General features: G+C 59.2%; 11 protein-coding genes. 5 read left to right on the plus strand and 6 right to left on the minus strand.

The window, feature by feature from the left end:
* Positions 1-2 precede the first annotated feature (2 nt).
* Positions 3-1283, minus strand: a complete 1281-nt coding sequence (locus tag AB4Z52_RS14755; RefSeq protein ID WP_442218678.1) for an epoxide hydrolase family protein — start codon at positions 1281-1283, stop codon at positions 3-5.
* Between the two features lie 437 nt (positions 1284-1720).
* Between AB4Z52_RS14755 and AB4Z52_RS14760 the strand changes: the two genes are divergently transcribed.
* Positions 1721-3505 carry an acetolactate synthase 3 large subunit gene (locus tag AB4Z52_RS14760; protein ID WP_442218679.1) on the plus strand — a complete coding sequence of 595 codons (1785 nt, stop codon included), beginning with the start codon at positions 1721-1723 and terminating at the stop codon, positions 3503-3505.
* 82 nt (positions 3506-3587) lie between these two features.
* Here AB4Z52_RS14760 and AB4Z52_RS14765 read toward each other — a convergent pair whose 3' ends face one another.
* Together AB4Z52_RS14765 and AB4Z52_RS14770 are read right to left on the minus strand one after the other, a co-directional pair.
* The gene (locus AB4Z52_RS14765) at positions 3588-3878 is read right to left on the minus strand and encodes an ArsR/SmtB family transcription factor (RefSeq protein WP_442218680.1); all 291 of its coding nucleotides are present in this window, start codon (positions 3876-3878) and stop codon (positions 3588-3590) included.
* 189 nt (positions 3879-4067) lie between these two features.
* Positions 4068-4709 carry an HD domain-containing protein gene (locus AB4Z52_RS14770; protein ID WP_442218681.1) on the minus strand — a complete coding sequence of 214 codons (642 nt, stop codon included), beginning with the start codon at positions 4707-4709 and terminating at the stop codon, positions 4068-4070.
* Positions 4710-4820: 111 nt separating this feature from the next.
* Between AB4Z52_RS14770 and AB4Z52_RS14775 the strand changes: the two genes are divergently transcribed.
* Positions 4821-5798, plus strand: coding sequence for a GlxA family transcriptional regulator (locus tag AB4Z52_RS14775; RefSeq protein ID WP_442218682.1), 978 nt, complete (start codon positions 4821-4823; stop codon positions 5796-5798).
* A 366-nt stretch (positions 5799-6164) separates the two neighbouring features.
* Here AB4Z52_RS14775 and AB4Z52_RS14780 read toward each other — a convergent pair whose 3' ends face one another.
* The 3 genes from AB4Z52_RS14780 to AB4Z52_RS14790 are packed head-to-tail and all read right to left on the minus strand — an operon-like array spanning position 6165 to position 8806.
* Complete coding sequence (locus AB4Z52_RS14780) at positions 6165-6422, minus strand: hypothetical protein (protein WP_442218683.1); 258 nt, start codon at positions 6420-6422, stop codon at positions 6165-6167.
* 5 nt (positions 6423-6427) lie between these two features.
* Positions 6428-7024, minus strand: coding sequence for a redoxin domain-containing protein (locus AB4Z52_RS14785; protein ID WP_442218684.1), 597 nt, complete (start codon positions 7022-7024; stop codon positions 6428-6430).
* A 21-nt stretch (positions 7025-7045) separates the two neighbouring features.
* Positions 7046-8806 (minus strand): MOSC domain-containing protein, encoded by a 1761-nt coding sequence (locus AB4Z52_RS14790; RefSeq protein WP_442218685.1) that lies wholly within the window; start codon positions 8804-8806, stop codon positions 7046-7048.
* Between the two features lie 585 nt (positions 8807-9391).
* Between AB4Z52_RS14790 and AB4Z52_RS14795 the strand changes: the two genes are divergently transcribed.
* The 3 genes from AB4Z52_RS14795 (at position 9392) to AB4Z52_RS14805 (ending at position 13071) form a co-directional block, all read left to right on the plus strand.
* Complete coding sequence (locus tag AB4Z52_RS14795; RefSeq protein ID WP_442218686.1) at positions 9392-9979, plus strand: TetR/AcrR family transcriptional regulator; 588 nt, start codon at positions 9392-9394, stop codon at positions 9977-9979.
* A gap of 425 nt (positions 9980-10404) precedes the next feature.
* The gene (locus tag AB4Z52_RS14800) at positions 10405-11544 is read left to right on the plus strand and encodes an HlyD family secretion protein (RefSeq protein ID WP_442218687.1); all 1140 of its coding nucleotides are present in this window, start codon (positions 10405-10407) and stop codon (positions 11542-11544) included.
* 18 nt (positions 11545-11562) lie between these two features.
* Positions 11563-13071 (plus strand): MFS transporter, encoded by a 1509-nt coding sequence (locus AB4Z52_RS14805; protein ID WP_442218688.1) that lies wholly within the window; start codon positions 11563-11565, stop codon positions 13069-13071.
* The last annotated feature ends 59 nt before the right edge of the window (positions 13072-13130 follow it).

Raw genomic sequence — 13130 nt, forward strand, 5'->3', positions numbered from 1 at the left:
GATCAACGCAGCGTCTTGAACGTATCCCTGATCTCGGAGGTGAGCGCTATCGGCTGTTCCCAGGCAGCAAAGTGGCCGCCCTTTTCCAGCTTGTTGTAGTGGATGAGCTTTGGATAGGCCTTCTCAGCCCAGCTTTTGGGTGCGGCGTAGAGCTCATCCGGAAACACACTGACGCCGACCGGGATCGCCACGCCTTTCGGGGCGAAGAAGGCAAGCTTGCTCTCCCAGTAAAGGCGAGCCGATGATATGCCCGTGTTGGTGAGCCAATAGAGCGTGGCGTTGTCGAGGATGTCGTCTTGGGTCAAGCCCTCGCTCTGTCCGGCAAAAACCCGTGCGATCAATTCGTAACTTTTTACGTCGTGGTCGATCATCCACGATACCAGGCCGACGGGGGAGTCCACGATCCCGTAGAGCGTCTGCGGTCGGTTCGCCATCTCGATCGCGTAGCCGAGACCATGCTTGTAGAAGGTGTCCAACTGCTGGTAGGCCTGCAGTTCATCGGCTGCAAGACCGGCAGGTGGTGGGCCACCGGCCTGCAGCGCTTTCGCAACAACGTCGGGAACGGTTGCCGGCATGTTGACGTGTATACCGAGCAGCCCAAGTGGCGTCAGCAGCGCCATCTGTTCGGTGACGGCATCGCCCCAGTCGCCGCCCTGCGCCACGTATCTGTCGTAGCCGAGGCGCTCCATCAGCACGATCCAGGCCTTCGCGATGCGGATCGGGTCCCAGCCAAGCACCGTCGGCTTGCTGGAAAAACCGTGGCCGGGCATCGAGGGGATAACAATGTCGAACGCATCAGAGGCGGATCCCCCGTGCGCCGTCGGGTTGGTGAGCGGTTCGATGATCTTTATCTGCTCGAGGATCGAGCCGGGCCAGCCATGGGTGACAATCAGCGGCAGAGCGTTGTTTTCCTTGGAGCGAACGTGGATAAAGTGAATATCCACCCCGTCGATCTCGGTCGTGAATTGTGGCAGGGCGTTGAGCCTCGCCTCGCATTTGCGCCAGTCATAATCCTTCGCCCAATATTTTGCGATAGCCCGTGCAGTATCGAGCTGGACCCCTTGCGTAGAATCCTTGACCAGCTCTCTGTCCGGCCAGCGAGTGGCAGCGATGCGCAGCTGAAGGTCGGTGAGTTGGTCCTGCGGGATCTCCACCTTGAAGGGACGGATCTGGACGGCTTGGGCTGTTGCCCTTACTCCTCCAGCCAAGAGGCTCACGGTCCCACCGATGACGGCGGCTGCAAGAAGCTCGCGGCGCGTAGCGCAAAGCGATCTGTCTGTCATACTGTCCTCCCGTCTTTAGATGTCTCGAATGCAAAAAAGGTAGACGGCTGCAGGCATCAAAGCCATTGCACCATGGTGTAGGCGATACCTTTGGATGAGGTAGGAACCGCTGCTGCCCGATCTACTCAGGGCGTTCGCGCCGTAAAAGTTACACAAACAAGCTGGAGGAAGCGCGCTTCCGATCCATGCAGGAAGCGAAACCCTGGTACGACTTTTGAGCATTGACGATCTAAAAATTTGGGATTATCAGCGATCGCATGAAGACTTCGATGGTATCCACGGTGGTGATTGAGCGCATGGGCAGGATGGCGTAGCCATCCGGCGAAAGCTCCCATGCGCGGTAAACAGGCTCCTGACGGGGCCTTTTTTTATGCCCTGAAACAGGGCCGCTCCGTCAGGCTTCATCCCAGACAATCACACTGAAACGGATAGAAATCATGACTTCTTCCAACGACGACGCACGCCCGCGGATCACCGGGGCGCAGATCATCATACAGGCGCTCAAGGACAACGGCGTCGAGCACATCTTCGGGATTCCTGGCGGAGCCGTCCTGCCGATCTACGACGAGCTGTTCCAGCAAGATGACATCACACATGTTCTGGTCCGGCATGAACAGGGCGCAGGCCACGCCGCCGAAGGCTACGCCCGCTCGACGGGCAAAGCCGGCGTGATGCTGGTCACATCGGGACCAGGCGTCACCAACGCGGTCACTCCCTTGCAGAACGCCATCATGGATTCGGTTCCGATCATCTGCCTGTGCGGACAGGTGCCCACAAACCTGATCGGCACCGACGGCTTTCAGGAATGTGACGCGGTCGGCATCACCCGCTCATGCACCAAGCACAACTTCCTCGTCAGCGATGTCAGCCAGCTTGCGACGGTCATCCACAAGGCTTTCAAGATAGCCATGTCAGGGCGTCCGGGTCCTGTCCTGATCGACCTGCCGAAGGACGTTCAATTTGCCTTGGGAAGCTACACCGCTCCGGAAGCCGTCGGCGTGGTCGAGAACCGTCAGCGATCGCATTTCCCCGGTTCAAAAGAGATCGAAGCCGCGGTTGCGTTGATGGCGACCGCGCGAAAACCCGTCATCTATACGGGCGGCGGCATCATCAATTCCGGACCGGAAGCCTCAAAACTACTTCGGGAACTCGTCGCTCTCACAGGGTTTCCGATAACCTCGACGCTCATGGGACTGGGTGCCTATCCGGCATCCGGCCCGAACTGGCTCAAGATGGCCGGCCTGCACGGATCCTACGAGGCGAACATGGCAATGCACGACTGTGACGTCATGGTCAGCATCGGCGCACGGTTCGACGACCGGGTCACCGCGCGCGTCGACCGCTTTTCACCGCACTCGCGAAAGATCCATATCGACGTCGACACTTCCTCGTTCAACAAGAATGTTCCTGTCGATATCGCCATTCAGGGAGACGCGGGCAAAGTGCTTGCCGACCTCGTTCGCCAGTGGCGCGCACGGGCGGCATGGACGGACAAGACAAGGCTCGTTGAATGGTGGGAGAAGATTGCCTCGTGGCGTGCGCGGAACTCTTTGTCCTACGCCATGAGCGACGATGTCATTATGCCGCAGTACGCGATCGAGCGCCTCTACGAGCTCACCAAGGATCGGGACACGTTCATCACGACCGAGGTCGGGCAACATCAGATGTGGGCCGCCCAGCACTACGGCATCGAGGAGCCCAACCGTTGGATGACATCGGGCGGCTCGGGAACCATGGGTTATGGTTTGCCTGCAGCCCTTGGCGTCCAGATCGCTCACCCCAACAGCCTCGTCATCGACATCGCCGGCGACGCTTCCGTCCAGATGACGATGAAGGAGATGTCGGCTGCCGTTCAACACAACGCGCCGATCAAGATTTTCATTCTCAACAACGCTTACATGGGAATGGTCCGCCAGCTACAGCATGTCTCCGATGTATACCGTCGTTCGCGCAGCTACAGCGAAACGGTGCCGGACTTCATGAAGCTCGCCGATGCCTACGGCGTGCACGGGATCCGTTGCGAAAAGCCTGATGAGCTGGATGGGGCGATCATGGAGATGATTGATGCGAAGGGGCCGGTAATCTTCGACTGCAGGGTCGCCCAGCTTGAGAATTGTCTTCCAATGATCCGGCCGGGCGGAGCGCACAATGACATGCTCCTGCCAGACGACGTCGATAAAGGTGCGTCCGGGTACAACCCTAGCGACCACGCTTTTCTCTAGGTTTAGAATCAGTCGGCGGGGCTCCCCGCCAAAGCCTGGCCGACTGACAATCGAAGGACGGCCCAAAGCCCGATCGGAAGCCCTAAAGAGACGCAGTCATCGTTGCGGCAAACTTCGCGATCGTATCCTCGTTGCGTGAGAAGATCGCGATCTGACCGTGCCGCCTGACGGTTACCAACCCCGCAGAGCACATGAGTTTCAAATGAGTGGACGTCGTCGATTGAGACAGACCGCCGAGGGTCTCTATCTCCCGGCCGGAGAGACCGACCGAGGAAATTCCGCCTGGGCTAGAGGTGCTTGGATCCTTTAACCACTGGAGCACCTGCCTGCGGAACGGCGACGAAAGGGCCTTGTGGATCATATCCTCGTTCATCGGTGGTAGCTCTCCACGGCGAGTTATCCTTCGACTGAGGCGATATTGTCAGCGGATCGGACTTGCTAGAACGGAAACCGCGCGCTTTGTAAAAAGTGACCGCATCGCCTGTCTGAACACCGGCTGCTTGCAACGCAGTCATTGACGCGACGGTGAGAAGCAAATCGGTGCCTGCTCGTCATCTTGCTATCAGGCAGTCCAACGGGACGCTCGGATAACGCTGCAGAAGTTGCCCCGATGGAAATGCGGGTCTTTGTCTGCAAGCACGTCTGCCTTGACGTTTCCGAACGTCGTACCCGGCTTGTGTTTGATCCCATCGTAGAACGCTTGGACTATGTCCTCCTTGAAATTCTCCGTGCGCGGATTCGCATGCACGACCGCTTCGCGCTCTGCGTCGCTATATTCGGGATATGTGAGCCCGAGAACGTCCATTTCCACGCCGGCAGTCACGAGGGCGACGACCGGGTGCATGTGCTGAGGAATGCCCGGTGTCGTGTGCAGCGCGATCGCCGTCCAGACCGTATCAATATCGCTTTGCGCGATTCCATGCGTCAGCAGGAAATCGCGCGCTGCGTTCGCACCGTCCACTTCGAAACGCTCATTGGCGCTGCTGTGCTGGGGCGTGAGCCCCATGTCGTGGAACATGGCTCCCGTGTAGAGCAGTTCGGGGTCGAATTTCAGGCCGCGATGCTTTCCAGCAAGCGCCCCGAAATAATAGACCCGGCTTGAATGGTGGAAGAGCAAGGGGGAGGCCGTGTCCCGCACCAGTTCTGTGACTTCGCGAGCAAGCTTGCTGTCCGGGATGCCGACATCGCTCAATATCATCGCCATTGAAGCGTCTCCTTGTGGTTTCTGTACCCCGATCCTACTGCCGAATTGCGCGTCAGTATTTGCCGTGTTACGACGAATACTGCCTTAACCCTTCCAATTCGGACATCAGTCATGCAGCCCAGTCTCAAAACCATCGCGATCCTCGCAATGCCGGGTGTCCAACTGCTCGACGTGTCTGGGCCGCTAGATGTCTTTGCCGAGGCAAACGTTCAGTCCGGTTCGCATGTCTATCGACCTGTCGTCGTCGCAACCACGCACGGGCATATTCGCAGCTCCTCGGGGGTAAAGCTCGTTGCCGATTACGTCATCGCCGACCGGATAGAGCTCACGATCGACACACTACTTGTCGCGGGCTGCCCCAATATGGCCGACGTCGAAAGTGACCAGTCGGTCGTAGACTGGCTGCGTCAGGTCACTCCTGAGATGCGTCGTTTCGGATCGGTCTGTAGCGGGGCATTTTTTCTGGCGGCCGCGGGGCTGCTCGACGGACATCGCGTCACCACCCATTGGGCAGTTGCCGAAAGATTGGCGCAAAGATATCCCTCAGTCACGGTCGAAGCGGATGCAATGCACATTTGCGATGGCCGCCTGCGCACGGCTGCGGGTGTCACGGCAGGCCTGGATATGGCGCTGGCTTTGGTCGAGGAGGATCTCGGCCGGGACGTGGCGCGAAAAGTCGCGAGCCAGCTCGTCATGTTTTTCAAGCGACCGGGCGGGCAGATGCAGTTCAGTCGCAAAGGCGAGGCCGCTCCGGTCGGGCGGTCAGCTCTGCAAGAAATCCAGCGATGGGTCGCCGCCAACCCGGCCGTCAATCATAGTGTCGCCGGTTTGGCAAAGCGCATGGAGGTGAGCCCTCGCCATTTCGCTCGGCTGTTTCGAGAGGAGGTGGGGGTTACACCAGCGGCTTGGGTGGAGGCAGCGCGAATTCGCGTTGCAAGAAGGCTGTTGGAAGAAGCTCACGTAGCCCCGAAGCAGGTGGCGGTCGAATGTGGATTCACCGATGCCGATACACTCAGAAGAGCCTTCACGCGTCAGGTCGGCGTGACACCGGCGGAGTATCGAAAGCGGTATCATCGGATGTCGGCATAGGGTTCAACGACAAATTGTCCTGCCGCCCGCAAAAACGAGGGAGCTTCGTTGGAGCTGCCATTGATCAATGTTTCTGTGATCGCCTGATGGGTGACCGTCATGGTCAACTCGCTTGCCACTACCAGCGGGTCGCGCTGCCGCGCAACTGGGTGGCCGCAAGTGCATGTGGACAACGTTGCCTTCAGCCGCTTCCCGCCAAACTTGCGCTTTTCGAGCAATGTTCTTGCAAGGCCAACGGGTACACATTGGCGGGTGCGCAGGTGTCGGTAGCCGGAGTCCCGACGGCCCCTCGGACTGCGCGCTCCGCTCCACGTTTCCTCGCCGCGGAGTAGGCCTGCGGCGTTTGTTGTTCGTTGATAATATAAATCAATCGGATAAGCGGCCGGCGCCCGTCGAGAGGATTTGTCGTTGGGCCTGATCCATCGTCGACTTGGCAAGGTGGCGGAGCTGTGCTTCGTCCTTCACGCCTCTCCTGTAATATGTGATTGCGTGCCAGGCGAGAAGGTCGCACATGGCCGGATCGTGCTCGATTCCGCATTCTTGCCGCAGAGCATCATAGACACGCTGGCATATTGCCAGATCCTCAGGGTAGAGGGGAAGATCGTCCGGGAAAACGCGATCCATGTCAGTCAATCCTGAGCGCGAATGGTTTCGACATAGGACTTGCCATAGGGGTAGAACATATCCTTGCGACCCTGCTCCCACGCGGCCTGCAGTTCGGGTTTGGTTATATCCCAGTCGCGCCGACACCTCATGCCAACCGCGCGCAGATCCTGGCGCAGATCTTCGACGGTGGGTCGGCCGAAGAACCAGTACCCGTTGTAGATCTTGTAAATGACGAGGCCAGGTTCGACCACGATCACATGGGGGATCATTGGATCGTGCACAGCGTCGGTATATTCGGCGATGTCCAGATCCTTCTGGATCAGGCGTCGCGGATCGGAGAGAAACGGCCAGTGGGCACCCACACCACTGCGATATTCGTTCGTCTGCGCAATGGTGTCGGTGGTGATCGTCACCAGTCGGCAATAGCCGACCTCCATCTCGCGGTGGAGTTGCAACAAGCCTTCGGCTTGCCTGCGATCCTTTGGACAGAAGCCGCCTCGGCCCAAGACCAGCACCATCGGGTCGTCTCCCTGCAGCTCGGAGAGTTTCCTGTGCCTTGCGGTGTGGTCGCTAAGTTCATAGTCGGGAAATATCGCTCCCGGAACAATGTCGGATCGCATTTGAACTCCTCACTCATCTCGTTAAAGGTCAATCACGATGTCGCCCTTGGGATGCGAGCAGCAGATCAGCACATTGCCATCTGCCGGTGCATCGACCGGATCAGGGCGGTAGCCAATGCTACCCGCTACAAGCCCGGTTTCGCAGGTGTGACAGACACCCGTTCGGCACGACCATCGCACGGGCACGTCGCAAGCCTCGGCCAACTCAAGCAGACTATCGAAGGCCGGCTCCCAGCGCACACTTAGCCCAGTGCGTGCGAACGAAACCAACGCGCCGGAGTGAGAAGGCCCGTCCGGCGGGCGCGCAGGGCGGCGCGGCGCGGCGGCGATGCCGGGCGTGATGGATGAGCCCGAACCGAACGTCTCGGTGTGGATTTGATCCGATGCAATGCCTGATGCCGCAAGGCCTGTGGTCAGATCGGTCATGAAGCGCGGCGGCCCGCAGATATAGAAATCAGCATCGGTTGGCAGACCGAGCGCTTTGAGCGCCTGCATGTCCAGGTGACCGGGAGCATCGAAATCAACATTCGGGCGATCGTCGGGATCTGGTGAGCTATAGCGGATGTGGCTGTGGGGGTGAGCAAGCGTGTTCAGCAAGTCGCGCGCCTCCCCTGCGAAGGGATGTTCGCGACCATTCCGGGTGCCGTATAGCCACCAGACTTCCCTGGTCAGAGCTGCCGCCGCCAGCGCGTGAAGCATAGCAAGTACCGGTGTCACGCCGATCCCGGCGCTTAGCAGGACGACGGGTGTGTCTCCAGGTCGAATCGTAAAGCTGCCGCGTGCTGCGCTCGCTTCGACGATGTCGCCAACCTCTAGCGTCTCTTCGATGTACCGACTGGCTGCGCCATGCGGCTCCCGTTTGACGCTGACGCGGTAGTGCCTTTCGCCTGGCCGACCTGACAATGAATAGCTTCGCATCAATGCAGGACCTGGAGCCGAGCCGAGCCGCAACACCATAAATTGTCCGGCGAGCGTGGCGGCAATCGGTTGTCCATCTGCGGGCTCAAGCATCACAGATACAACGGTTCGGCTCTCGCACACCTTGCTTGTCACGCGAAACGGGCGAAAACCCTGCCACGCGAGCGGCGGGCCGGACGGAGGGGCAAGACCGGCGTTCCCGGTTGCCGCGACGCCCTTGCCTGCCTGCTTCAACAGCGCCTCGAAGGAGGCGTGCCAGCCGGAACCAAGCGCCGGGATGCGCAATGCGCGCTCCAGCTTGTCGCGGGGATGGCCAGGCCAGTAGAGCAGCGCGTTGATCTCGAATACGCTCATGGCCTCCGCCCCGGACGCAATTTTGGTGACCTCGTCCCCGGCCTGTACTTCGCCTTCCTCGATGACACGGAAGTAAAAGCCGGGTCTTCCATGCTTGACCACCAACGCAGCCATTTCCGGCTCGTTCATTCGAATACCCAGCCGGTAACAAGTCACCCGCGGCTGCGTCACCTCAAACAGCGCACTGCCGATCCGGTATCGGTCGCCAATGCAGACCTCCGTGTCAGGCAATCCGTCGATCGTGAAATTCTCTCCGAACTGGCCACAAACGAAGTCGTCGCGGCACAGGTGCTTCTGCCAGTAATGATAGGAATCCATCTGGTAGACGAACACGGCCCGCCGCTCGCCGCCGTGTCCCGCCAGATCGGCTTGCCCATCGCCATCGATATTCAGCCGTCGCGCCATGCGCGGTCCTGCGACCGGCGTCTTCCAGATGGCCGTATTGACGGTCCTACCCTGCCAGAGGACGTCGCTGGGCAAACCGACATTGACCGAAAGAAGACGCGCCATAACCGTTCCCTGAAGCGATTGCCCGGAAACCAATCCAAGCTCCCCGGTGCCATTCCGCCAATAGAACGACCCGTTTTGCGCGAAGTCTATTGTACAATGGTGTCGGCAAGGTGTGTCCGTCGATCACCGCGCTCACCGATACCTTGCGACAATAGACCAGGACTCCGCGGACATGATACGCACGAGGGTTCGCCGGGACCGGGCTTTCAAGGAGCCGGCATCAATGTCGTAGAATCCCTCGACCAAGCCGACGAGACGGGCAGCATTGGTGCAGTCCGACGATGGGCGCACCGATCTGCTGGAGTACGGCCGGATGATGCTGCTGATCCGCAGGTTCGAGGAACGGGTGGGTCAACTCGACGGGTCCGGACTGATTGCCAGCTTCTGTCACTCAAGGCGATCGACGCGGCGGTAAAGATTATTGTCGCTGAAGACGCAAAGTTCGCGACATCGGCCGCGCAGCCCGATCCAAGCGAGCTGATGACCGACATTTATGTCGACAGGTAAGCCTATCGTTTCCGTGTTGCTCCAGGATGGTCTCTGCGCTACGCCTGTCGAATGACAAAAGAGCCGAAGCCCCTCCCGTTGAAAAGACGAACGTCGATCGGATCTCGCCGCAGCCCGGAGGCCGAGGCCGCAGTCCTTTCGGCCGCTATAGAATTGATTGGCGAAAAGGGATATGCGGGCTTTTCCATCGATGAGGTGGCCCGCCGGGCCGGTGCGGGAAAGACGACGATCTATCGCTGGTATCCGACGAAGGCGGACTTGTTTGTCGCGATCTATACGATCGAACGAACGGCTTCCGTGACGGTTCCCGACACTGGATCGCTGCTTGAGGATCTGGTCGGCTATACAACTGGCCTGTGGCGGTACTGGCGCTCGAATTCGGCCGGTTCCGCGTTGCGAGGGCTTATCGCCGAAGCGCAGGGAACCAAGGAATCCCTGGAAGTCCTTCGCGACAGATTTCTTCCTGAGCGTACCGCAGACGTCAGACGAATCCTATCGACTGCCGCAAATCGGGGCGAGATCGCCTTCGACGATGTCGATGACAGGGTCTCGCTGTGGGTTGGCTACAGCTGGTTGCGACTTCTGACATGCGAGCTTGATGACGAGGGGCCCATTGCCTCCGTCATGGCTCAGATCGCGGCAAATCATAGGCCGCTGAAAGCTTGAATTTCCCTCGGCAGACACGAGCCGATGCCTAAGCGCAATTGATCTCAACCAACGCCTTTGACCAATCACGAGGTCGTCGAGCCAGGCTCACGCTGGCCGCCTGCGGGCGCTTCTTGCTTAGGCGAGAAACGACGATCGGTCTTCGAGCAACGCGCAGTCTCAATCAAGCGTTTAGGCTTGCAAATCTGTTTGCACATGATCGGGCGATGAGAGTGGCGGTTTAGATCGTGCATGCGCGACTTGCATGGCAGCCCTGTCAAGCCTTCACGTTGACGAAACGATACGTCACGTTTACATTAGGCTTGCGATCGTCTTGTCCGGGTCCTCGATGTCCTTTGCGGCATCGGGATGGTTGCCGGGAAGCAGAGCGCACGCCTTAGAAGTGACCTCCAACGCGGACCTGTGGTCCCCTGAACGGACAAGAAATGGCCTGGCTTAAACCGAAACATCCGACCGCAAAGGCCCATGACCTTACGAATGTGACCGCCCTGACACCGGCGCCCCACCAAGGCGGGGTCAGCCCCGTGGCTAAAAATCCGATAGTGGTTCCCGCGATAGCGATCGTGATTGCCGTACTGGCAGTGGTTGGGGCCGCATCGAATTGGGATTGGTGGATTGCCAGCAAATCCGTCCAAACCACCGACGATGCAGCGGTGTTCGCGGACGTATCCATCATCAGCGCGCGTGTGAGCGGCACCGTCGAAGCGGTTTCCGTCGATGACTACACCAAAATCAAAGCGGGAGATCTATTGTTCACGATCGATCGCGCGCCCTACGAAGTGGCGGCACGCTCCGCCAAGGCGAAGCTCGAAGCAGCTCAAGCCCAGTTGGAGAACAACGCCAGCCAGCGCGCGTTTCAACTTGCCCAGATCGACGTTGCCGTTGCACAACTGCAAGCATCCACCGCAGACGAGATCCAGACAAAGAAGGAGTTGGACCGGCAAGCCAGACTGGCAAACGACGCCGGCGCAAGTTCGCTCCAGAACCTTGAAAAGGCAACAGCGGCCCACGAACGCGCGCTGGCAAATTCCAAGATGAACGAAGCGACCGTTGCCGCCCAGCGAGCGCAGCTCGACGTCATTGCCAAGCAGCGAGACGCGCTGAGCGCGAACGTCGACACATCAACAGCCGAGCTGGCCGCTTCAGAACTCGAGCTGAGCTACACAGCGGTGAAGGCACCTTTCGACGGGGTCGTCGCCAGACGGAACGTTCAACTTGGGACCTTCGTCACCGCTGGAACAAGCATGATCTCGGTCGTGCCTCTTCCCGACGTCTTCGTCCTGGCGAACTATAAGGAAAACCAACTCGCCAACGTTCACGAAGGCGAACCGGTCGACATCTCCGTCGATACCTTTCCTGGACGCAATTTCAAAGGAACGGTTGCGCGAATAGCCCCTGCGAGTGGCTCGACCTTCGCGCTTTTGCCCGCCGACAACGCTTCTGGAAATTTCACAAAAGTCGCACAGCGCCTGAGCGTCCGTGTCGAACTGGATCCATTCCAGCCAGACTTCGAACGCCTCCGCCCCGGCATGTCGGTCGTCACCCGCATCACCACGCGGAAGTAAGGATCGGAGGAAAATGTCATGACTGACACCCTTTCGTTTGAAATCGACCGTTCACGACCGGCATTGGTCGCCGTCGCAGTGCTCATGGCGGCGATCCTCACCGCGCTCGACCTGCGTACCACAAGCGTCGGGCTGCCCGATCTGCGCGGAGCCTTCGGGCTGAGCTTCGATGAAGGTTCTTGGCTTGCCACCTTCGCGACAGCCCCGCAGGTGCTTGTGGCTCCCTGTATCGCCTGGCTGGTTGCGGTCTTTGGCGTCAAACGGGTCCTCATCGTTCCGACCATCGTCTATACGGCCCTGTCGATCATCATTCCGTTGTTCCAGACCTTCGAGCTCCTGCTCGCGCTACATGCCGTCCGCGCGGCGCTGCTGGGCGTCTTCGTCGGAGCCACCCTGATGACAGCCTTTCGAAATCTCGACCGCAGATACTGGATCGTGGCGCTGGCCTTCTATGTGGTGCGAATCCCTTTCGCGCAGAACCTGGGCCTCTACACGGCTGGCAGCTATCCCCAGACGATAGGATGGCAATGGCTGTATTGGCAGGACGCGCTGATTGCCCCTGCCATCGGCGCACTCGTCTGGTTTGGCGCTAAATCGGCAAAGACCGACAAAGGCCTGCTTGGACGCGCCGACTGGGGCGGAATGGCGATCCTGGGCGTCGCACTGACGATGCTGTTCGTCGCGTTGGACCAGGGGAACCGGCTCGATTGGTTTCGGTCGGGTTTCATCGTCTCGATGCTGATCGCGACAGCGTTCCTGATCGTCGTGTTCTTGCTGCACGAGCATCATGTCAAGGAACCCTGGGCACATATTTCCATATTCACACGAAACGTTGCCCTAGGCTTCCTCGCAATTTTTTCGTTCATGGTTGCGAGCCTTTCAAGTTCGCTGCTCGCGCCGAACTTCTTGATCTCCGTCGCGCATCTTCGACCGGAGCAGATCGGCAACTTTTCCGCGCCTCATGCGATCCTGCTTCTCGTGTGTGCGACGATTGGCGCGGTCGTGCTTGTGAGAACAGTTGGACCGCGTGTCGCGCTGATTGTTGGTTTCACCTGCTTTGCACTGTCCTCGTGGCTTGGAACGTCCCTGAGCAGCCTTTGGTCGCTGCCCGAGTTCGAGGTCATCGTCTTACTGCAGACGATCGCGGAAGAGGTGACGTTCTTGGCGGCTGTCACGACGCTGTTCAGCAATGCAAACCCGGCCCGCGCGACAACTCTCACGGCCTATGTCCAGGTTCTGCGGCTGATCGGTCCGGAGATTGCGGCGACCGTAATGGCGACGTGGATCAGGCAGCGCGAACAGCTGCATTCCTACCTGATCGGATTGCATGTCACCGACAGTACGATGCATCTGGATACGGCAAGACGCGGCCTAGCCGCGCTGGGAAATGCGGTTCAACAGCAAGCTAACGTTCAAGCTTACATCGACGGTTTCTGGACTACTTTCTATGCGGCAATCGTCGGCTTGATCGCGGTGTCGCTGATGGCACCGTCTCCGCATCATCCGTTGACAAAACATCCGCGCTGAGAGATATCGGCGCGGATGCCATCGCTATGTCAACAAGGCTTCGCCGTAGCCATACTTGC

Origin of the sequence: Rhizobium sp. 2YAF20 (assembly GCF_052114685.1) — a bacterium.
Classification (GTDB): Bacteria; Pseudomonadota; Alphaproteobacteria; order Rhizobiales; family Rhizobiaceae; genus Rhizobium.

Excerpts from the sequence above, each read along its gene's own strand:
- AB4Z52_RS14760 (WP_442218679.1), top strand. The coding sequence starts at position 1,721 with ATGACTTCTTCCAACGACGACGCACGCCCGCGGATCACCGGGGCGCAG.
- AB4Z52_RS14755 (WP_442218678.1), bottom strand. The coding sequence starts at position 1,283 with ATGACAGACAGATCGCTTTGCGCTACGCGCCGCGAGCTTCTTGCAGCC.
- AB4Z52_RS14765 (WP_442218680.1), bottom strand. The coding sequence starts at position 3,878 with ATGAACGAGGATATGATCCACAAGGCCCTTTCGTCGCCGTTCCGCAGG.
- AB4Z52_RS14775 (WP_442218682.1), top strand. The coding sequence starts at position 4,821 with ATGCAGCCCAGTCTCAAAACCATCGCGATCCTCGCAATGCCGGGTGTC.
- AB4Z52_RS14790 (WP_442218685.1), bottom strand. The coding sequence starts at position 8,806 with ATGGCGCGTCTTCTTTCGGTCAATGTCGGTTTGCCCAGCGACGTCCTC.
- AB4Z52_RS14800 (WP_442218687.1), top strand. The coding sequence starts at position 10,405 with ATGGCCTGGCTTAAACCGAAACATCCGACCGCAAAGGCCCATGACCTT.
- AB4Z52_RS14805 (WP_442218688.1), top strand. The coding sequence starts at position 11,563 with ATGACTGACACCCTTTCGTTTGAAATCGACCGTTCACGACCGGCATTG.
- AB4Z52_RS14780 (WP_442218683.1), bottom strand. The coding sequence starts at position 6,422 with ATGGATCGCGTTTTCCCGGACGATCTTCCCCTCTACCCTGAGGATCTG.
- AB4Z52_RS14785 (WP_442218684.1), bottom strand. The coding sequence starts at position 7,024 with ATGCGATCCGACATTGTTCCGGGAGCGATATTTCCCGACTATGAACTT.
- AB4Z52_RS14770 (WP_442218681.1), bottom strand. The coding sequence starts at position 4,709 with ATGGCGATGATATTGAGCGATGTCGGCATCCCGGACAGCAAGCTTGCT.